General features: G+C 44.0%; 20 protein-coding genes. 10 read left to right on the forward strand and 10 right to left on the reverse strand.

What is annotated here, in order from left to right; all coding sequences use genetic code 11:
- Nucleotides 1-340 precede the first annotated feature (340 nt).
- From R7E78_RS16905 to R7E78_RS16915, 3 genes are all read left to right on the forward strand, one after another.
- Nucleotides 341-694, forward strand: a complete 354-nt coding sequence (locus tag R7E78_RS16905; RefSeq protein ID WP_005388258.1) for a hypothetical protein — start codon at nucleotides 341-343, stop codon at nucleotides 692-694.
- A 121-nt stretch (nucleotides 695-815) separates the two neighbouring features.
- Nucleotides 816-2816: a methyl-accepting chemotaxis protein gene (locus R7E78_RS16910; protein WP_151515434.1), complete on the forward strand. Its 2001-nt coding sequence runs from the start codon at nucleotides 816-818 to the stop codon at nucleotides 2814-2816.
- A gap of 298 nt (nucleotides 2817-3114) precedes the next feature.
- The gene (locus R7E78_RS16915) at nucleotides 3115-3594 is read left to right on the forward strand and encodes a Dps family protein (protein ID WP_005388254.1); all 480 of its coding nucleotides are present in this window, start codon (nucleotides 3115-3117) and stop codon (nucleotides 3592-3594) included.
- 108 nt (nucleotides 3595-3702) lie between these two features.
- Here R7E78_RS16915 and R7E78_RS16920 read toward each other — a convergent pair whose 3' ends face one another.
- The 5 genes from R7E78_RS16920 to R7E78_RS16940 all read right to left on the reverse strand — a co-directional run bounded on the left by R7E78_RS16920 (nucleotide 3703) and on the right by R7E78_RS16940 (nucleotide 7980).
- Complete coding sequence (locus R7E78_RS16920) at nucleotides 3703-4317, reverse strand: HAD family hydrolase (RefSeq protein ID WP_005388252.1); 615 nt, start codon at nucleotides 4315-4317, stop codon at nucleotides 3703-3705.
- 142 nt (nucleotides 4318-4459) lie between these two features.
- Complete coding sequence (locus tag R7E78_RS16925; protein ID WP_213899610.1) at nucleotides 4460-5536, reverse strand: PQQ-dependent sugar dehydrogenase; 1077 nt, start codon at nucleotides 5534-5536, stop codon at nucleotides 4460-4462.
- A gap of 149 nt (nucleotides 5537-5685) precedes the next feature.
- Nucleotides 5686-6834, reverse strand: coding sequence for an L-threonine dehydrogenase (gene yiaY, locus R7E78_RS16930; RefSeq protein ID WP_042521463.1), 1149 nt, complete (start codon nucleotides 6832-6834; stop codon nucleotides 5686-5688).
- Between the two features lie 333 nt (nucleotides 6835-7167).
- A complete protein-coding gene (gene elbB / locus R7E78_RS16935) occupies nucleotides 7168-7818 on the reverse strand; it encodes an isoprenoid biosynthesis glyoxalase ElbB (protein WP_154203939.1) in 651 nt (216 codons plus the stop codon).
- Between the two features lie 12 nt (nucleotides 7819-7830).
- Entirely contained in the window at nucleotides 7831-7980 is a 150-nt protein-coding gene (locus R7E78_RS16940; RefSeq protein WP_017634379.1) for a hypothetical protein, read from the reverse strand.
- Between the two features lie 120 nt (nucleotides 7981-8100).
- Between R7E78_RS16940 and yddG the strand changes: the two genes are divergently transcribed.
- Nucleotides 8101-9003, forward strand: coding sequence for an aromatic amino acid DMT transporter YddG (yddG, locus tag R7E78_RS16945; RefSeq protein ID WP_318058084.1), 903 nt, complete (start codon nucleotides 8101-8103; stop codon nucleotides 9001-9003).
- 151 nt (nucleotides 9004-9154) lie between these two features.
- Here the strand turns inward: yddG and R7E78_RS16950 are convergent, their stop codons facing one another.
- Both R7E78_RS16950 and R7E78_RS16955 read right to left on the reverse strand, forming a co-directional pair.
- The gene (locus tag R7E78_RS16950) at nucleotides 9155-10048 is read right to left on the reverse strand and encodes a cation diffusion facilitator family transporter (protein ID WP_065275389.1); all 894 of its coding nucleotides are present in this window, start codon (nucleotides 10046-10048) and stop codon (nucleotides 9155-9157) included.
- Nucleotides 10049-10224: 176 nt separating this feature from the next.
- Nucleotides 10225-11103: a LysR family transcriptional regulator gene (locus tag R7E78_RS16955; RefSeq protein ID WP_005375568.1), complete on the reverse strand. Its 879-nt coding sequence runs from the start codon at nucleotides 11101-11103 to the stop codon at nucleotides 10225-10227.
- Nucleotides 11104-11274: 171 nt separating this feature from the next.
- Between R7E78_RS16955 and R7E78_RS16960 the strand changes: the two genes are divergently transcribed.
- Entirely contained in the window at nucleotides 11275-11850 is a 576-nt protein-coding gene (locus R7E78_RS16960; RefSeq protein WP_017821100.1) for a class I SAM-dependent DNA methyltransferase, read from the forward strand.
- Nucleotides 11851-11998: 148 nt separating this feature from the next.
- Here the strand turns inward: R7E78_RS16960 and R7E78_RS16965 are convergent, their stop codons facing one another.
- Entirely contained in the window at nucleotides 11999-13972 is a 1974-nt protein-coding gene (locus tag R7E78_RS16965) for an acetoacetate--CoA ligase (RefSeq protein WP_318058085.1), read from the reverse strand.
- 222 nt (nucleotides 13973-14194) lie between these two features.
- On the opposite strand from R7E78_RS16965, the gene phhA reads away from it, so the two are divergent.
- Together phhA and R7E78_RS16975 are read left to right on the forward strand one after the other, a co-directional pair.
- Nucleotides 14195-14989 (forward strand): phenylalanine 4-monooxygenase, encoded by a 795-nt coding sequence (gene phhA, locus R7E78_RS16970; RefSeq protein WP_053350625.1) that lies wholly within the window; start codon nucleotides 14195-14197, stop codon nucleotides 14987-14989.
- The gene (locus R7E78_RS16975) at nucleotides 14979-15317 is read left to right on the forward strand and encodes a 4a-hydroxytetrahydrobiopterin dehydratase (RefSeq protein ID WP_005375563.1); all 339 of its coding nucleotides are present in this window, start codon (nucleotides 14979-14981) and stop codon (nucleotides 15315-15317) included. The genes phhA and R7E78_RS16975 overlap by 11 nt, the downstream gene beginning before the upstream one ends.
- A 71-nt stretch (nucleotides 15318-15388) precedes the next feature.
- Here the strand turns inward: R7E78_RS16975 and R7E78_RS16980 are convergent, their stop codons facing one another.
- A complete protein-coding gene (locus tag R7E78_RS16980) occupies nucleotides 15389-17158 on the reverse strand; it encodes a choice-of-anchor I family protein (protein ID WP_318058086.1) in 1770 nt (589 codons plus the stop codon).
- Between the two features lie 199 nt (nucleotides 17159-17357).
- Between R7E78_RS16980 and R7E78_RS16985 the strand changes: the two genes are divergently transcribed.
- A complete protein-coding gene (locus R7E78_RS16985; RefSeq protein ID WP_318058087.1) occupies nucleotides 17358-17702 on the forward strand; it encodes a HopJ type III effector protein in 345 nt (114 codons plus the stop codon).
- A gap of 38 nt (nucleotides 17703-17740) precedes the next feature.
- On the opposite strand, the gene R7E78_RS16990 is transcribed toward R7E78_RS16985, so the two are convergent.
- A complete protein-coding gene (locus R7E78_RS16990) occupies nucleotides 17741-18049 on the reverse strand; it encodes a cysteine-rich CWC family protein (protein ID WP_171342533.1) in 309 nt (102 codons plus the stop codon).
- A 143-nt stretch (nucleotides 18050-18192) separates the two neighbouring features.
- On the opposite strand from R7E78_RS16990, the gene R7E78_RS16995 reads away from it, so the two are divergent.
- Nucleotides 18193-18420, forward strand: coding sequence for a DUF3820 family protein (locus R7E78_RS16995; protein WP_315874189.1), 228 nt, complete (start codon nucleotides 18193-18195; stop codon nucleotides 18418-18420).
- A complete protein-coding gene (locus R7E78_RS17000; protein ID WP_315874188.1) occupies nucleotides 18404-20440 on the forward strand; it encodes a recombinase family protein in 2037 nt (678 codons plus the stop codon). Before R7E78_RS16995 ends, R7E78_RS17000 begins: the two co-directional genes overlap by 17 nt.
- Nucleotides 20441-21079: the final 639 nt, after the last annotated feature.

The raw sequence follows: 21079 nt of genomic DNA on the forward strand, positions 1-21079 counted from the left end.
AGCTCTAGAAAAAAACTTGGAAATTGAAAAAAGTATTCTTAGCTAGTTTATACCCAAGTAACCTCGAGATGTTAGGTTCAGCGAGAATGGCTTGGTTTGTAGACGCAGCGGCGATTTAAAGGTCTAGTGGGTCTAAATCAAGAATCGACAACAAAGTATACAAACCAAGACAGCTCGCCCTTCGGGAGCGTGTCATTGACTCGGCTTCTGTGTCAAACAACTTGGAAAGAGCTGACTATTACGCTGCGTTGTTTTCCTTGACCCCGAATCAATGACAACGCTCTGAATCCTGCATCTTGAAGTCACTTGGGTATAAGAGTCATTTACAAGGAGGAGCGACATGTACCGTTATGTCAGTTCGCCAAAAGCGTCAAAGTACATAGTACCGCCGCCACTGCATCGTGAGTTGTCGTGTATGGATGTGCCGGAGTCAGAACTAGAGATGCGTGAAATTCTGAACAATTGGTTTGCCGATGGATTGGCGCCGATCATTCAAAATGAAGACAATTACATCTCTGCTAATGAGCAACAGCGCTTTAAGCAGCTCAGCCGCACGGTGGGTGTGCTACTGCGTAATAAAGATTACTACTTCGCCACTAAGCGGATTCTTTCGTTGTGGGATCAAGACTGCTTAGAAACGACTTACGTTAATTATCTGATTTTACGTAGTGAGCGCATACCATACTTCAAATAAGCCCTATTTATCGGCTTAAAATAGTGATTTACATGGTTTTCTTAGTAACTTTTGATACCAGTATTTAACATTTTTGTAAACATCGTTATATTTAAGGCTCATCGTTGTCAGGAGTTTATGGATGAACCTTACGATATCAGGGAAGTTGCAGCTCAGTTTTGTGCTGCTAGCCGTACTTTTTATGGCATCAGCGGTATTCACGTATCGCAACGTCACTACCGTAGAGCAATACGCCTCTTCGTTACTTAAATCCGATTTACCGACCGTCGACACCAGTCGCGGTATCCAACAGTCCGTTCAAGCGTCGCTGTCTTCTATTCGAGCCTACATGTTGCTAGGTGGCGATGAAGAGGCGAGCGCACGTCTGAGTGAGGACGTACGCAATATCATGGCATCTACAGACGAGTCGCTTCCAACGTTGCAGGCTTTGATCTCTGAACAGGATTTTCAAGCGATTCAAACCCAGTGGGATGCGGTAAAAGTTTCTCTAAACAAGTTGATTGAACTTAGCCACAGTGATGAGAACTTACCCGCGCATAACCTCTTTATTAACGAAGCGGCACCCATTGCAGAAGTGGCACTTGATCAGCTTCAAAGCTTAATCAACGAAGAGTCAGGGAACCCATTTGGTGGGGACAGAAAGCGTTTGTTTAAAGTCTACGCCGACAGCTATACCTCCCTCGCCAATGCACTGTCTGCTTTGCGAGATTTCCTGTTGTACGGGCAGCAAGATCATTTGGACAAATACCACGACTTGATTAAGTACCACAATCAGTCCGTGGCGGAAATCGACAGCAAACTCGACAGACTTACCGATAACGACCAATCACTGTGGTCACTGTTTAAAGAAATGCAGCAACTGTACTTTCCTTTAGCAGAGCAGGTGATTGCATTGCGTCAATCGCCAGAATGGAACGAATCAAACTTGTTAATGGCGAATGAACTGTTGCCAGCAGCGGATGCACTAGACCAAAGTTTAGAAACGATCGTATTGGCTCAGCAAAGTCGTGCTGATCAAAGTGGACAGGGTATTAATCAGTCGATCAAGAACGTACTGACCACTATGTTGATTGCAGCAGCATTAGTTTTGTTTGCCGCAGTAGCGATTTCAAAATACATGGGCAACACCATTGGTCGCCGAGTGAAAAACTTATCGGAGCGTGCAAAGACGATCGCTTCAGGAGACGTTTCTCAGCCTCCGCTCACTGTTGTTGGGAAAGATGAATTGGCAGACCTTACCGATTCGATTAACCGCATGAACCAATCGTTAGCGAGCATCGTGGCAGGGGTGAGTGAGAAAGCGCACCAAGTGGATACCAGCATGGGAGCTTTGTTGGAATCGGCGCAAGTCACCTCATCGAATGTTGAACAGCAACAGACCAGCATTGTTGAAATGGGAAGCCAATTGGATGAAATCGCTTTAGCCGCGCGTAACACCCTAGATCAAGCCAATCAATCGGTGCAGAAGCTTTCTGACTCAAAAGGCGAGATTGAACAAGGTCGTGATGCTTTAGAGCAAAACAAAGTCACCATGGAAAGCTTGCACGGCAGCATTGAAACCGCGAGTACGCAAGTAACACAGTTAAGCAAAGAGAGCGAAGCCATTGGCCGAGTTACAGAGGTGATTGAAGGCTTAGCAGAACAAACTAACTTACTGGCATTGAATGCCGCGATAGAAGCAGCGCGTGCGGGTGACCAAGGACGAGGCTTTGCGGTTGTGGCGGACGAAGTACGCATGTTAGCGACGCGCACTACTCAATCGACGACAGAAATCAACGGCATCATCAATGCGATTCAACGCTCGACCAATTCTGTGGTTGAGGAGATTGAACACAGTCAATCACTTGCGGAGCAGGGCGCTGAGCACATTGAAAAAGCGGTAACTCGTTTGCTTGTTACTACTGAGCAAATAGGTTCCTTGAATGAACAAATGGCAGAGCTTGCGGCAGCGGCAGAGCAGCAATCTCATGCGACCAATTCGATCACTGGATTGATGTCCGGTATTACTCAATCAGTGGATGAGGTTTCGAATAACAGCCAACGTGCATCAGAGACATCATTGCAAGTAAAAGAGCAAGTTACCGAGCTGAATCAACAGATGGCAACTTTTAAAACGGCGTAGATAAGGTTTACGTCTGTTCATCTACTTTTGAACGTTAACCAAATAGTAAAAAAGCCCAATCCTTTTTACACAAAAAGGGTTGGGCTTTTTGTTGGATGATACGCCGATATTCGTCTACTTGCTCATTGGATTTAGCTATTTAAATCATAGTTAAAACCAAATTCTCTTCACCGAGCCGGAGTCGTAATATGACTCCATCGGCAGCAAATACTGCAAAAGAATTTTTAAACTTTATACCAATCCCAGTAAGAGAATTGTTAGTTACTACGATTGGTATCATCCTTCTAGGAGCAAGATTATGAACAAACAAGTAAGCCTAATTGGTCTAGACAGCGAACAATCAGCACAACTAGCTCAACAGTTAAATCAACTGCTAGCGCATTACCAAGTGTTGTACATGAACTCTCGCGGTTACCACTGGAATATTAAAGGTGCGCAATTCTTCGAACTGCACGTAAAATTTGAAGAGATCTACACTGATCTACAAACAAAAATCGATGAGCTTGCAGAGCGTATTCTAACTTTGGGTCATACGCCAGCGCACGCATTCAGCAACTACTTGGAAGCAAGTGAAATTAAAGAACATCAAAACGCGACTTCTGGTGAGGAGTGTGTACAAGGTCTGGTTCAAGGCTTTAGCGTTCTACTTCTAAAACAGCGTGAGATTCTACAAAACGCGGGTGAAGCAGATGACGAAGGTACAGCGGCATTGATGGGTGACTACATCCGTGAGCAAGAAAAATTAATGTGGATGCTTAACGCTTACCTACAAGGCTAAGCAGCGCATCACCCAAGCAATCCTTGGGAACGCATGAAACAATCGGGAATAAGTCATAAGGGGCACGTTGGTGCCCCTTTTTTTGTTTGCGTATTTTTTGTGTGTGCTTTATTTGCGTGGTAAGGATTCGAAACGGCTCAATAAATCACTGAGTTCATTAAGCGCCAACGAGGCTGAGTCATTGAAGGTTTCTTGATTCCCATGGTGCACAAGGCAAGAGGGCATCTGCGCGTTATACGCTGCCTGTAAGTCGTAAAGGTAATCGCCGACATAAAGCACTTCATCAGGCATCAAACGCCACTCTTTCGCCAACACCTGTAAAGACAATGGGTCTGGCTTGGGCGGGAAGCATTCACGAGTGATGACTCGCTCCACAGAGATTTGGTTGTGCTCTAGTTTGCGCTGCGTGGCGATTTGGCAGTTGCGCGTCACGATAGCGGTTTTGATTTCATTTTGATGCAAGTGGGCGAGTAATTCATGGCAGCCAATCATTGGAGCAGACTGCTCAGCATCAGAAATCTCGTAATCAAATATCACGTTATGAGCGTGCTCTCGATGATGAGGGTGCTCAAGTGCGTCGACAAAATCCAATAGATCTTCACTCTGCGGACAGCCAAGCTGTTGTCGCAATTCGCCGAAGTTCATATCAGAACTCACCAAGGTGTTGTCTAAATCAAACACCACGGCTTTAATTTTATCGAGCTGTAAAGGGAATGGAATCATAATGACCTCGTACAACTTAACCGAACTATCGTTTTAAAAAACAAAAGGTTATTGTTAAGTTTAGATTCTTCTGCTTAGATTGTACGAAAATAAATCACTAGTACGTCACAAATTAAATAGCCTTAACGATTTTAGTGTTTGATTACCTTTCCTCAAGACGAAAGATTTTGCCGCTGTCGGTAGAAAAATAGATATAGCCATCGGGGCTGATGGTTATATCTCTTACTCGTTCACCAAGACTCTCCATCAATCTTTTTGATTCGGTGAGCTTGCCATTATCAATAGAAACCACGTTGATGTGCGCCAGTTTCAATGCGCCTGCGAGGATTTTCCCGTCCAATTCTGGGTATTTATCACCACGGTACAAAATCATATTACTGGGTGCGATAGAAGGGATGTATACCAGCTTGGGATCTTCCATTCCCGGTAACGACTTAGCTTCCCCAACGTCCAACGGTCCCCAATATTCTTTACCATGAGAGACTTTTGCCCAGCCGTAGTTTGCGCCTTTCTTGATTAGATTAATTTCATCGCCACCGCGTGGTCCATGCTCAATCGACCACAGCTGTTTAGTTGCTTCGTCGTAAAACATACCTTGTGGGTTGCGGTGCCCGTAACTCCATATCTCAGGACGAGCTTCGGAAGGTTTGAATGGGTTGTCTTGTGGAACCGAACCATCAAGGTTAAGGCGAAGAATACTGCCAGCATGGGTTTGAGTGTCTTGCCCATTATCACGTTCGCCACGGTCACCGATTGAGAAGTAAACTTTGTCGTCTACAAATGAAAGTCGACTGCCGTAGTGACGCCCTGTGTCGGTGATGGCATCAGCAACAAAGAGATCGTTCCAACCCACAAGTTGATTGTTTTGCAATTGCGCCGTCGCTAACGCCACCGTATTGCCTTTGCTCGTGCGCTTGCTGTAAGTAAAGAAGAGTTGCGGGTTTTGCTTATCGGCATTCGGTGCGCGCGCGACATCCAATAAGCCGGCTTGTCCACTGGTGTTCACATTGGGGACGTTAAACAGCTTTTGAGGTTTGCCTGTGCTGATATCCAGCAACGAAACCGTACCGTTCTTTTCATTGACAATAACGCGTTGGTTATCTAAAAACTCGATCCCCCAAGGGATCTGAAATCCATTCGCCACCTCGTTCGCGCGGTATTCGGCAGCGTTGGCAGAAAAGGATAAACAAGTGAGTAGGGCAGCAGCAATCGTTCTCATGGTTCCTTCCAATATGAATCGTGTTAATACTTAGAAGCTAACACTAAAAGACTATGTTTGGCAGAGATTCACTTGTATATGAATGTAAAAAATCCCCGATACGAGATCGGGGATTGAATTAAGGCTAGAGAATTGTTTATGTAGCGAGATTACATCGCTTCTTCGAAGATCTTAGAAATTTCTTCGTGAGTTGCTTGTTTAGGGTTAGTGAAACCACAAGCGTCTTTCAGTGCGTTGTCTGCTAGTGTTGGGATGTCTTCTAGTTTCGCACCAAGCTCTTTGATACCTGCTGGGATACCCACATCTTTCGCTAGAGTAACGATAGCGTCGATTGCTGCCGCTGCACCTGCTTCAGCAGACATGCCTTCTACGTTTACGCCCATTGCTTTTGCTACGTCACGTAGACGCTCAGGACATACTTGCGCGTTGTAACGCTGTACGTGAGGTAGAAGAATCGCGTTACAAACACCGTGTGGAAGGTCATAGAAACCACCTAGCTGGTGTGCCATTGCGTGTACGTAACCTAGAGACGCGTTGTTGAATGCCATACCCGCCATGAACTGCGCGTATGCCATTTGTTCACGAGCTTCTAGATCTTCACCGTTTTTCACTGCTGTGCGTAGATAAGCCTGGATAAGCTCAATCGCTTTAATTGCTACCGCATCAGTGATTGGTGTTGCCGCGATAGATACGTAAGCTTCAATCGCGTGAGTTAGGGCATCCATACCTGTTGCCGCAGTTAGCGAAGCAGGCTTAGCGAGCATTAGCTCTGGATCGTTTACCGAGATAAGCGGTGTTGTGTGCTTATCAACGATAGCCATCTTGATGTGACGCTCTTCGTCAGTGATGATGCAGAAACGCGTCATTTCAGATGCAGTACCTGCCGTCGTGTTGATTGCGATAAGTGGCATCATTGGTTTTGCAGACTGGTCTACGCCTTCGTAATCTGCGATTTTGCCGCCGTTAGAAGCAACAAGCGCGATACCTTTCGCACAGTCGTGTGGTGAACCACCACCTAGAGAGACAACGAAGTCACATTCGTTATCAGTAAGAAGTGCTAAGCCGTCGTTAACGTTGCTGATAGTTGGATTTGGTTGAGTGCCATCAAACACAACGGTTGCTACATCGCGCTCAGTGAGAAGGTCTTGAACTTGTTTGACTACACCGATTTGGTTAAGGATCTTATCCGTAACGATCAAACCTTTTTTAAAGCCTTGAGATTGGATGCTGTCTGCTGCGTCTTTCAAACAACCAGCGCCCATTAGGTTTACCGTAGGGATAAAAAATGCACTTGTCATATTGGATAGCTCCGTCGTTATTTTTAATAATCTTTCTTAATTTGCCATTTACTGTCGCACATTCGTTTCCAGATTGAAGTTGATCTGAAGCAAGTTTACCTACTTAGAGGTACTTGCAAGAGAAAAACTGTGACAGTGATCTTGTTGCACTACGTATAAGTGCAACACTGATATAAAGTAGAACAAATATGAAACTATGGACGCAAACGATTGGCAAAAATTGACTTCTGACGCGGATATATCTCTAAATTCGACTAAAGTATAAAAAACCCCCATTAATAACTTAATTATCAATGGGGATAGGGAAGTGTTTTATAAGCTAACTACTAATAATTAAGCTATTTTAATCAGCTTTGATACTAACTTTTCGATACCTGAGGCCGCTTGAGAGATATTTTCTGCCAACATGTAAGCAGGGGTTGAAAGTACGAGGTGTTTTTCATCAAAAACGATGTCTTCGACAGGGCACGTGGTGTGTTCACCGCCCATTTGATTAAATGCTATTGAGACTGCCTCATCATTGCCTACCGTTCCTTTCACGCCTTGCTCATAAATCATCGGAATAATGACAGGAGAAATACACAGATAGCCAGCTGGTTTTTTCGAATTAGCAAACGCGCGACAAGCTTGAGCTACGTGTGTGTTAATGGAGCACTCTGCACCTGAAACGGCGAAGTCGGTTAAGTTTTTCGCAGCACCAAATCCACCAGGAAGCAGTAGGGCATCGTATTCATCAACGTTAAGTTTGGCAACATCGTCAATGTTTCCGCGTGCGATACGAGCTGATTCGATCAAGACGTTACGGGTTTCATCCATTTCGTCACCAGTTAGGTGATTGATGACGTGGAGTTGGTCAATGTTAGGTGCAAAGCAGTGCCAAGTTGCCCCTGCTTTCTCGATGGCGTAGAGCGCCAACACTGCTTCGTGGATCTCAGAACCGTCGTAAACGCCTGAACCACTTAAAATGACTGCGACTTTTTTCATGTTTGGATTCCTTTACTCTGAACGTTCCTTAGATTGCTCTTCGCTATCTAGACCATGCGTTTCCGAGTGTGTTTTAACGTTTTCACTCTCGTTGTCATCTTCATCATAGTAGCGCACAACAAAGGGTGTAAGCATAACACTAGAGGGCAGAAAATGTTTCATATCAACTCCAACGGCTTAATAGAATGATTTTTATACTGATTTTTATAAAACAGTACGTTGAACCTGATCATTTTTGAGTTAAGCTGACGTTTCCTTTGGCATTCGTGAGTGGTAGGTCACATGAAATCAGTGCAATTTCGTTTCACACTTTATGGTTGTATCGCGATTCTCTCTTGGAGTTGTCTGCTTGGCATCGCGAGGTTGGTTACGGAGAGTTTAGGTCCTGTAGGTGGGGCAGCCATGTTGTACTCTCTCAGCTCTGTTTTCCTTCTTATCGTGGTCGGTATTCCAAAGTTGTCTTACTTTTCTCCCAAGTATCTTGTGCTTGGTGGTGCGATGTTCGTCTGCTATGAAATATTTCTCGCTCTATCTTTGGGATATTCCAACTCGCGTGCGCAGGCAATTGAGGTGTCGATTGTCAACTACCTTTGGCCCGCACTGACGGTTTTATTTGCGGTCCTTGGCAGCAATAAAAAAACAAACTGGTTGCTTTATCCCGCAGTTACGCTGGCGTTTGTTGGGGTTGCTTGGACTGTGAGCGGTGAGAATGGCTTATCCATAACTCAGATCATGTCCAATGTTAGTAGTAACCCTCTGGTGTATTTTATGGCTTTCGCTGGCGCGGTTATATGGGCTTTTTATTGCAACTTAACCCAAAGGCAGCAATCTAAACATAATGCGATTACCCTGTTTTTCATTGCAACAGCTGTTTCGCTTTGGGTCAAATATGCGTTTACGGATGGGCCACCAATGACATTCAGTTGGGAAGCGGTGGGGTACTTAGTGGCTTCTGCGGCTTTAATGGCTGGTGGTTATGGTTTATGGAACATCGCGATCGTTGGCGGCAATATGGTTTTTCTCGCCACCTTGTCTTACTTCACGCCCATTTTTTCCGCTTTATTTTCTTCCATTATTCTTGGCGTAACTCTGAGCCATAGCTTTTGGCAGGGCGTTGTGATGGTAACGGTGGGCTCGCTGATGTGTTGGTTAGTCACCAAAGAGAAGCGCGAAGCGGCTGGGTAAGTTACCAACGAGATCAGAGAATTTAAGTGAGCAACGAACAGATCTCCCTTGCGAGCTGTATTCGAATACGAAGCAACTAAATCGAAAAAATTAAAAAAGCTCCCGAGATTGGGAGCTTTTTATTGAGTTTTAACGGCTCTTTGGTGGCGCTCTAATAAGCGACGTTCAAGTGTAGTTGAAGTTTGAATCTGTGCTTCGACAGTCGCTTGATAAGCTGCTTACGAGTGTGCTCTAGTGTATCAAGCTCCAATGTGTCGTCATCAATATGTACGTCCACATTTACTCGTAGCTCTTGGCCCACCTTCGTTACGCCAGCCAGTTTCAATTGATGCTCAGTTACTTTTTCAATCTCAAGAACATCTTTGCCAACGCTCTGACACAGCTCTTTGCTTGGTGTCATCATTAGTAGTTCACGTAAGGCACCTACTAGCATATCGAACGGTACTTTGAGGAAGTAAAAGCCCATTAAAACCATCATCATGGGGTCGGCATATACCGCATACTCAGAGAATGGCGTTAGTGAAACAGCCCAAGCCGAGATAAATCCTACGGTCACCGCCACACTCAACAAAGTATCCATTTGCCACTGTTTTTTCTCCGCTTCAATCAAGCCTGATGAGAAGCGGCGGCTGCGTTTCGCCATAAACCACCAAGCGTAACCACAACCGATAACATTCACGATGCCGAATAAGGTCGCAATAGAAGCATCGACCTGGCGACCTCCAGACATCAATGCTGATATCGCAGAGTAGAGAGAGAAGCTTACAACCACTAAAATGACGGCTGCTTTTATCGCAATAACGATTGGTTCTAAGACCGCTTTTCCAAATGGGAATACAGATTTTGAAGGCTTGTTAATATAGTAAGAAGCGGCCAGTGACAATAAAGTTAACAGTAAGCTGACCAAAGAGTAAACACCGTCAAAAACGATGACAATTGAGCCTACAAGCAAGCCAAGTACCATACCACCAGCAGCGAACCCAGATGCCAAAAGGGCTGAAATGGTTAGAATACGGTTTTCGTTTTTGCTTGTCCTGTCACACATAAAAGATGCCTTTGAATTTTAATACCTTACTATTCTTCGCTCATAAGGTAATTTAGGCAACCACAAAGTGACCAGTAACTAATCTAAAAAATTGCGTTTTTATTTATGTTCTTATAAAACAATGGCTTACTGTGATTTTTTGGTGTCAGTAAAATTGACGCTCACTGATAAAATATTTAGAAGTCAAATAAATACTCGCTCAATTTATCTGCTAACCACGTCATTGCTGGATGCTCAGTATGGCCGTTAGGTGAAAACATACAGTAGTCTTCTTGCGTCAATCCGTATGTGTGTTTGATAACGGCGAGCTTCTGCTGACGAAGGTAATGGCGGATTAATGGTTCAGGAAGCACGCCCCAAGCGTCTTCTTCTAAGATGGTGTTCAGCATGTAGTCAAAACTCGAAAAACCAATATATCGAGTCGAGAAAGGTTGCAGTTCAGGGTTGTCTTTCTCATTTAGGTACACCATTAGTGCTTGCATTTGACTACGTAGATCTTCGTCTGAGACACGGCGCATCTTACTTAGGCGGTGTTCTACACTGCATACTGACATCATACGTATCTTGCCTAACGGGTTATATACGATACGAGGATCGTCTACTCGCTCATAATCAACACCGAAAGCAAAATCTACTTGGTGGGTACTGACCAAGTTGGCTAAGTCGCCACTGGATGCCAAGATTAAGTTGAAGGTTGTTGAAGGAAAGCGGTTATTCAATGTATGAGACAATTCTTGCCAGAGATCATCAGGTAAGGAGTCGTCACGTGCTACCCAAACTTCCGCGTTAAACCCTTCCGAGATTTGAGCGCAGGTCTTTCTGACCCGTTGTGCGATGATAAGTAGGTGTTCGCAATCTTTGTAAATGGCTTTACCAGCTTCAGAGAGGGTGAGCTGGTTGCCAGTTCGGTTAAACAATTCAACGTCGAGATCTTTCTCTAATGCCTTAATCGACATACTGAGTTTGGTGCGATTGCAGTCGAGTTGCCTTGCCGCTTCAGAAACAGAACCACACTCAGCGATGGTGCAGAAGGCTTCTACTTGAGTTAAGTTCATGATTTGACACAACCAATAAATGAATTCAAATAATTTGGGTATTATGCAGATGCGCTCCCAAAGCCATGAAAGATTATCGAAAAAAACGCGAATCCGCCAGATAAGTCTATGGTCTTTTAACGGTTTTGCGGTAATCTATGTGGGTTACAAAAAGTGAACATGGAGGCCACGATGGCACAAGATTGGGACGGCTTAGCAAAAAACTGGGAATCAAATCCAGCAACAGAGCAATTTGCGCAGTCGGTGTTTGAGCAGTTACAACAGCTAACTCAGCTTGATGGCATTAAAGTACTAGATTTTGGATGCGGAACAGGGCAGTTAAGTCAACGATTGTCACCGATGGTTAAAGACATCGTAGCATTAGACGCATCGGAAGCCATGATTGAGGAACTCGATAAAAAAGAGCTCGTCAACGTAGAACCTGTGGTAGATGCATTATCTCGCGGCTTGGTTGCTCAGCACCCTGCGTTTCGTGGACAGTTCGACTTGGTGGTTGCATCATCAGTTTTAGCGTTTGTGGAAGACTTAGACGCGTCATTAACGATCTCGCATTCTCTACTTAACCACGGCGGCTATTTTGTTCATTTTGATTGGATTGCAGAATGTGAACAAGACGGTTTTACCCTTGCGAAGTCTGAGCGTGCACTGAAAGAAGCGGGTTTTACTGAAGTTGAATCGCAACACGTTTTTGACATTACATCTGATGGTAAAACAATGTCGGTATTAATGGGGCTTGGTCGTCGCTAATACCGCTGAATAAAGAACAAAAAATGACAAAAGCGAGCTAACAAGCTCGCTTTTTTCTTATCTGCTGAGGATATATGTAACTTCACTTGCTCTAAACAAGCGTCGTGGTGCAGGCAAGGACATACTCGAACAACTTAGTCTTCGGAGGTTATTTTGAGACGACTATCCTGCGTATCTCCTCCAGCACTTCAGGGTTGGCTATTGCGCCTAAATTTTCGACGCTTCGGTTGTTAACGACTTGCTTAACGGCTAACTCGACCAGCTTTCCTGAGCGTGTCTTAGGTATATCGCTTATTGCGTAAATTGCACTAGGTACATGCCTTGGAGAACATGCAGACTTTAGCTGTGCTTTGATGGAAGCGATCATCTCGTCATTGAGCTCTACCCCTTTGACTAATTGGACAAACAGCCATATTTGTTCGTTGCGATCGACTTCTTTTCCTACTGCGATCGAATCTAGAATACCGTCTATACAGTTCACTTGCTGATAGATTTCGGCCGTGCCGATTCTTACGCCACCAGGATTCAACGTGGTATCACTTCGACCATAAAATACGTATCCCCCAACGCGGGTCTGTTCAACATCATCGCCGTGGTGCCAAATATTGTCGAATTTATCCCAATAAGCACGATGATATCTCTCACCGGTGTCGTTCCAAAAGCCAGCAGGGAAGTTGGGTAATGAATTGGCGGAAACCAACTCACCGCGCGCTCCCATTACGCTATTACCTTGTGGGTTAAAGACTCGGACATCGACCCCTAACCCTGCTGATTGGCACTCTCCCCGATAAACGGGAGAAATAGGGTTGCCCAATACAAAGCAGCCACAAATGTCTGTTCCGCCAGAAATCGAGGCGAGGTGTACATCTTCTTTAATGCGCTGATAGACATAATCAAACTGTTCTGGATACAGAACAGAGCCCGTTGAGCAAATGGTTTTCAGACTTGGAAATGCATCACTTTTCTGCGGAGAAAAAGGTGCTTTTTCCAGCGCCTCTAGGTATTTTGCTGAGGTTCCAAACAGCGTCACTTCGGCTCGTTCTGCGAGGTCCCAGAGCACATTATGAGTGGGGTAAACAGGGCTACCATCAAAAATCACCAAACATGCACCGCTCGCGAGTGAAGAAACGTGCCAGTTCCACATCATCCAACCGCAGGTCGTGTAATAAAACACTCGGTCGTTCGGTTGGATATCGCAATGCAGTTGATGCTCTTTCAAGTGATTAAGCACCGTTCCGCCGACGGAATGAACGATGCATTTCGGTTTGCCTGTTGTGCCTGAAGAATAGAGCACAAATAGCGGATCGTTAAAATTCACACGAGTAAAAGTCAGCGCTTCGGGGGTGTATTGATTCAGGACATTTTGCCAATCTTGGGTGCAGACATCGCATTCAAAAATGTGTGGTTTAAGGTAGCTAATTTGGCAAACTTGTTTAAGACCATCAAGATGATCCGTAATATGCTGGTTTTTCTTAGACATATCGAAAGTTTTGCCATTGAATGTATAGCCATCACAAGTAAACAGGATTTTGGGTTTCACTTGACCAAAGCGCTCCAAAACGCTTTCGACGCCAAAATCAGGTGAGGTGGAAGTCCAGGTCGCCCCTAAACTGGTGGTTGCTAGCATAGCTATTACCGTTTGAGGTAGGTGAGGTAAATAACCAGCGACGACATCACCTTGCTTAATTCCACATTCTTTCAACCATTGCTGCACACTCGAAACTTCTTCGCACAATTGTTTCCAGGTGTAGGTCTGTTTTTCTTCACGTTCATTTTCAAACCAAATCGCGAGATCATCGGGTTGGTGACACGCGTAGGTTAGCAAATTTTCGGCGTAGTTAATTTGCGCGTTTGGGAACCATTTTATATCCCTATTTTCAACAGGTTGCTGCCAGCGACTTTCTGCTCGCTCTTTTATGGTCTCTCCCTGAGTGCCAATGACGTCGCAGAATAGCCAAACTTCCTGCCAAAATTTTTCTACATGATCGAGTGACCATTGATGCAGATCAGCGAAGCTTTCAAGGGTATTTCCTTGTCGATTAATGTGTTCAATAAACTGTGTAATGTTGGCTTCTTCGATACGACTTTCGCTCGGTTGCCATACTTTGCTGCTCTCGCGCATAGGTCCCTCTATAACAAAGTGATAACAGGTTTTAGTTTGAGAGGAATACACGATAAAGTCAAACAAGCAAGATATTATATCGTGTCATAAAAATCATGCAGTTACGATGAGTTGTAAACAATATGTTACATCGGGATGATGCTGAGAAAATCGCGCAGGGATTGGAAGCTCTTAAGACTACAGATAGGCTTAATGTAAAGGATTTGTTAATGGAGATGAGCCATGACCCAGTATCGTTCTAAACCCGTAAACCAGGAAGGCAGGGTTGAATGGAGCCGTGAAGAAGACGCCATTTGGCGAGATTTGGTAACACGACAAATGGGTGTGATCCAAAACAGAGCTTGTGAGGCTTATTTACACGGTTTGACGCTGCTTGATTTACCTCAAGACCGCGTTCCTCAGTTACCAGAAATTAATCGTGTCTTGATGGAGACAACAGGTTGGCAAGTGGAGCCCGTTCCCGCGCTTATTGATTTCGACCGATTTTTTAATCTACTCGGTAATAAGCGCTTTCCAGTCGCCACATTCTTGCGTACAAGAGATGAGTTCGATTACTTACAGGAGCCAGATTTCTTCCACGAAATATTTGGTCATTGCGCGATGTTAACCAACCCAGACTTTGCTGCATTTACCGAGCATTATGGTCAACTAGGGCAAGCCGCTACCCCAAAACAAAGAGCCTATCTCGCTCGCCTCTACTGGTTTACCGTAGAGTTTGGCTTGGTGAAAGAAGGGGACAAAACCAAAATTTACGGTGGTGGTATTCTTTCATCTCCTGGCGAAACCCTCTACGCATTAGAGAGTGATGTAGCAATTCGCGACCCATTTGAATTACAAACAGTGCTGAGAACGCCTTATCGTATCGACATCATGCAACCGAAGTACTATGTGATTGATGACTTTTCTCAGCTTTTTAAAATCAGTCAGTTAAATTTATTGAAACAAGCCGATCTAGCGATTGAAGCTGGACTGCTTCCTCCACTTTTTGAACCAAAGGAACCTGCTCATGTTGAATGAACAAAAATGCGAAGCTTGTAGTATCGATGCCATTGCACTAAGCAAAGAAGAGCAACAGTCTCTGCTTCTGCAATTGTCTGATTGGCAGATCATTGAAAGAGAAGATATACCTCAACTAGAAAAGGTGTATAAATTTAAGAACTTCAAACAAGCATGGGCTTTCAGTAACAAAATCGCGGAACTGGCAGAAGATGAGTTCCACCATCCTTCTATTTTGTTGGAATGGGGTAAGGTTACCGTAACGTGGTGGAGTCACTCTATCAAAGGTCTGCATAAAAACGATTTTATCTGCGCATCAAAGTGTGACGCGCTAGCATCGGCAGAGTAGGACATTACCTCATACAAAAAAACGCCCGGCTTACGTCGGGCGTTTTGGTTCTAAATGACTTTTACATTACTTTATAGATTGATTCGGAAGACGGATGTCGTGCCCGATACCTCATTGCCAACGGCGATAAAATGACCACCATTACGGGTAAAGTAATTAATGGATTCTGGACCTAAATCGCCTGCTTTTGGATTGTATGTGTCGTTCATGCATTCGCCATCTTCGACTTCTGTACATACTGGCTGATTGTAATCACGGCGGTTTACGTAATGCATAAACTGCGCTTGTTTCGGGTCTGTGATGTCATAAATCATGATACCGCCTTGACGCTCCAAGCCGATAAACGCGTAATGACGACCGTTAATTTGTGCTACTTCAATCGCCTCTGGCTCAATACCTTTATCATCACTTCGGTCATCGCCACTATTATTGTTATCGTTGGTGCTGTTGAAGTTCTTGCCTTCATTCAGCAGCGCGATAGTCGCGAAATCGTCACCACTATCGAAGACCAACTTGCCGTTTTCATCCCAAATCGAGAATGAACGCGCGCCAAATGATTGAACATTCTCTTGTGCAGAAAGCGTTTGTTCCGGCTTAATCACTTTTAAACGCGCGAGTTGTTTGTTGTCTTTTAGTGCCTCTGCCAATGGGTGTTCTGCTGCTACTTTCAGCTTCTTACCGCGCACTTCATCAATATGGCTTAAACAGCTCCCTTGCTCAGATGTGTATTCATCTGTACCAAGGTAATCGTCTTCATCCCACATAAAGCCAGCTTTGTCGCACAGTTCTTGAGTGGTTGTGAATCCGTACTCACGCCCGTCGCCTTCATTTGCAGATACGATGTAAGTACTCCCATTCACTGAGTAGCTGTCGATAGTGTCAGGCATAAATAAGCCAACCAGTTGTGGGTAGCTTTTCAAGTTCCCAATGATTTTGTCTTTGTTGGATGCATCGAGTTTAGCGCCCGACCCAGACTTCTCACCTAAGCCAACAATTTTTTCTACCGATTTGCTCTCTGGATTGACGATTGCCATGGCGCTATTTTCTTGTAGCGCGACATAGATTTTACCGTTATCTGCAAAAGTGAGGTATTCCGGCTCTAGATCTTGTGCGATGGTGGCGTTTGGCCCCGAAATACGCACATTCATTGGGAGCTCTGCTTTTCGTGAACCATCAAATTCGTTAAAGCCAATTTGTGTCACTTCTGCTTGAGTAACACCAAGGCTCAGATCGATCAAAGTGATACTACCTTCAGGGTCAATGCTGTAATCGCTGTTTGGTTCTCCTTCATTAGCGGTTGCGATGTATCGGCCATCTTTTGAGAAGCCAACCATGTCTGGCAATGCGCCTGTTGGAAACGTCATGACTAATGACAAATCGTCGGAGCGGTACAAGCCAACAATACCATTCGCTTGTTTATTACTGTTTTCAATCGCAACTGCTACCAAACCATTGAATACAGCGACACTGTTTGCTGCGCCAATTTCAATGCCCGCTGCTTCGCCAGCGCTGTTGAGATCGATGAATGCGCTTTGCGTTGGTACGCCGTTGTCATCCATAGACATTACATCGACACGTTTTGCTTGAGCATTAACCACATAGAGCTTATCCGTACAAGCGTCATAACTGACGATTTCAGCTGCCGATGTGTCGAATGGAGCATCAGCAACGGATGTTCCGATAAACGTTAAACCTTGAATTGACGTTTCCCCAGTAACGGGGGCAGTGGTAGGTTTGCATTGTGTAGCGAATGAAGCCACGGTATCTTCGGGTTGTGATGAACACGCGATGGCAAGTGATGACAATGCGAGTACACCGATTGCCTTTAAAGGGGTGATCATGATATCTCCTTATCAATCCGATAGGTTGTCAATCAGCATGGGTTTTATGCTGCTGTCCATTTCCGCAATTGGAATGATAGAGCGCTGAATGACGTTTGATTTGGTAAGGCTCTGAATATATGTATGATTGATGACTCTTATATTGGCTTTTTATGAAACTAATGTGTCATCATTATGATGAAGTAGGGATAGAGGAATAATGGAATTAAAATCGTTTTTAGATTTATTGGCAGCGTCACCAGAGCAGGTCGAATTTGAAGCAACGATGGCGGTGATCGAAGATAACTATACGTTTGAGCCAACCGCTTTTGTAAATAGTGAGACACAAAACAATGCAGGCGAGAACAACGGTTCGTGTAAGATCTTCGCTTTCGGTTTGCTAAACAACCTCGACAAAGAAGCGACGCTAGCCTGCTTTGGCCGTTTTTATCGTGAAGATGTATTGCAGCATCCAGAGAACAGCGATCACCAGAATATTCGTAATTTTATGGTGACAGGGTGGGAAGGCATTAAGTTTGAAGCGTCCGCTTTAACCGCTAAATAAACACCAGTCAGAAAACGATGATCAGTAAGCCAGTCGTATTACGCGACTGGCTTTTTTTCTAGACATTTTCGGCACAAACACAGTTGGTTGGCGCTTGGCTTGGGTAAATCACGGGTTTCAATAGTAAAGCACCAGCATGTCTCTTTGCCTGCGGCGATATCACAATGGGCTTGAGTCCCGCACTCAGGACAACTGTGCGTTGAATCTTCTCCTGCGATTTGTTCGATAATCACATCTCGTTGGAGATCGGTTTTGTCTTTCCATTGGATGATTTCATCCATCGTCCGGTGACAACCAGAGCATATTCCGGCGTTATTTTTACATGCTGCTCGACAAGGTGACTTCATTGCTTTCTCGTTCTCATTTTTTATGCCGCGTACTCTAGCACAAAGCGAGTCAAGGCCGCCAAAATAAACGTGACTGCGATTTGCTGGTGAGGAGGGAGAACCAGTGTTACCCTTGGGCGAGTTACCTTAACTCTCTGTCACTTATGTTAGAAAAAGAAAACCTCATTAAACTCGCTAGAATGCAAATGCCATTTGGGAAATATGCAGGGCGAGTGTTAATCGACCTGCCTGAAGAATACTTACTGTGGTTTGCCAATAAAAAACAGTTTCCTTTGGGAGAGTTGGGTGATTTAATGCAGCTATGTTTAGCTCTCAAGGTTGAGGGCTTAGATTCTGTAGTGAAGCCCCTTAAGTATGAGAACTACCCCTAAAATCTATAATTACGCTCGTGTCAGCACCACTAAACAAACAAAAGGTGTGGGATTAGAAACCCAGCAGCAGAGGAGCGTCCTCGAAAACCTGTCGCAAGAGCATAACCTTCCTATTCATGATGAGAATTTCGTCGATCAGGGGTTAAGTGCATATCATGGTAAACACAAGGATGGTGCATTTGGAGTTGTTTTATCTCGAATTGAAAGTGGTGAAATAGCGTCTGGCAGTATCCTTGTTGTCTTCTCCCTAGACCGCCTCTCAAGAGAAACGGTTAACGTTGCTATGGAGCAATTTCTTAGCATTATTAATCGTGGCGTACGTGTTTATACACATATTGATTGCAAAATGTTTGATTCAGAGAGCCAAAATCAGACCGCAGATCTTATTGGTTCGTTAATTACGATGCAGAGAGCAAATGAGGAATCTGAAACTAAATCGAAGCGTATAATTGCTGCACAGAAGATCGCTTTAAAGCGTTGGAAAGATACAGGTAAGCCACAAGGAGCACTTGGACGCTCACCATTCTGGATAGATCAACCTACAAATACACTTAATATCAATGCCGAAGGTGTAAAAAAAGCGGTTGAAATGAAACTTGCGGGTTACGGGGACTTAAAAATTAAACAGTACCTTGATGCTAATTTCGAGTACAAGCAAACACGAACAAAGGGTACTGTAAAACAATCGAATACATGGGATTATACTGCTATTAGTCAGTTATGGGCTAATCGTTCATTGATTGGGGAAAAAAACTTTCATATAGAAGGTGTGAGTCATGTTTTTGAAAATTACTATCCTCCCATAATTGATGAAGCCACATTCCGCAAGCTTAAAATGTGTAAATCCGAAAAACGAGGAAGGAATACAAGCAGTGGCAAAATACCATTGCTAAAAGGTATTGCTCGGTGCGGCATTTGCGGCGGGGCGATGGTGTTCGTCGATAAGGGTGATAATAGAGTTAACTACGTGTGTAATTTGGCGATGAAAGGAGAGCATGATAGGGAAGTATATAATGTAAACATGCTGGATCTTTTGACGTTGGAAATATGTAAGGATGCTTACCTTGCAGAATCTGATAAGGCTAATAATACATTTGTAGAAAATGAAAAAATAAAAATTGAAACAGAGTTGGTAGAAGAACGAGAAGTACTAGATGAACTTGTAGCTCGTTTTAAAGCAAAAAAATCGAATACGATTTTAGATCTTATTGGAGATAGTGAAAACCAAATTGACGTACTTGAAGCCAAACTGGATGCCATTAACAATTCTGACGTGGTCTTAAATGCAGATGAGTTGGTAAGTTTACCCGAAATTTTTACTGACGACGTTCGAACAGACTATTTACATCCAGAAAGGTATACAATCCGTAATAATCTCTATCGTTTTATTTCTTCAATTACATTAAATCGTGTGGTCGAGCATTGCAGTGACGCTAAGATCAAGAGCGCTAACTGTATCGATATTACTTGGCACTTCAAAAATGGACAAAAGCGAAGGCTTGCAATGTTGCCATATCAGTACTTAAAGGCTGACGATGGTAGGAAAAGCCTTTATCTACCCTTTGTGTATATGTATGGCAGTAAGAGTAACATTAAAGTTGATGATGGTGGCCAATTCTTACCAAGCATTTTTGAGAAACTCCATGCTTTCGATTTAACAAAGTGCTTGTATCCGAGTAGAGGTTGTTATCAATGGAGTAAATTGAGTTTAGAGTGTGGTAAAACTTATTGGGCGCCACTTGATAAGGCCATGTTTATGGAAAAAGGAATGGAAGTTATTGCTGATACTGTTCGAGATAATGGGGGCACAAATAAAGTTGATGGAGTCACTACAAACTATCTTTCTCTCATGTTTAACTATCCTTCATCCGAAGAGTTTTCGTATGACTATCCGGACTCAACCTTCGTTGAGTTAGCTTGTAAGTTTGGTTTTGTCGCGGATCGTGATTTTTCATTATTCTTACAAGACAATAATTTCAATCGTGAGCTTTATTCATCACTCGACTTTTTGATGTCTTAGTGAGCTTTTCATTCTAATTAAAGGGCATGGTACGACGGAGTATTAAATGTCATACCCATGACTCTTTCGACGAGTGTTCGCTGGATATTCTGAGATTGCTAACCGCCTAAGGCTGGTGATTATAGGTACGTTGAAGTCCTTAACTATGGTGTTTTTAGGATCGCTCACCACCTAAGGCTGGTGATTGTAGGGCATCTAGCGCATGAACTATGGTGATTTTGGGATCGCTCATCGCCTAAGGCTGGTAATTGTCGGACATCCAGCACCTGAACTATGGTGATTTTAGGATCGCTATCGCTAAACACTGGTGATTATAGGTACATCCAGCACCTGAACTATGGTGATTTTAGGATCGCAACCGCTAGACACTGGTGATTATAGGCACATCTAGCACCTCAACTATGGTGATTTTGGGATCGCAACCGCTAAACACAGGTGATTATAGGCACATCCAGCACCTCAACTATGGTGATTTTGGGATCGCAACCGCTAAACATTGGTGATTATAGGCACATCCAGCACTTCAACCATGGTGATTTTAGGATCGCAACCGCTAGACACTGGTGATTATAGGCACATCCAGCACCTCAACTATGGTGATTTTGGGATCGCAACCGCTAAACATTGGTGATTATAGGC

It is taken from the genome of Vibrio sp. YT-19(2023), assembly GCF_033337395.1.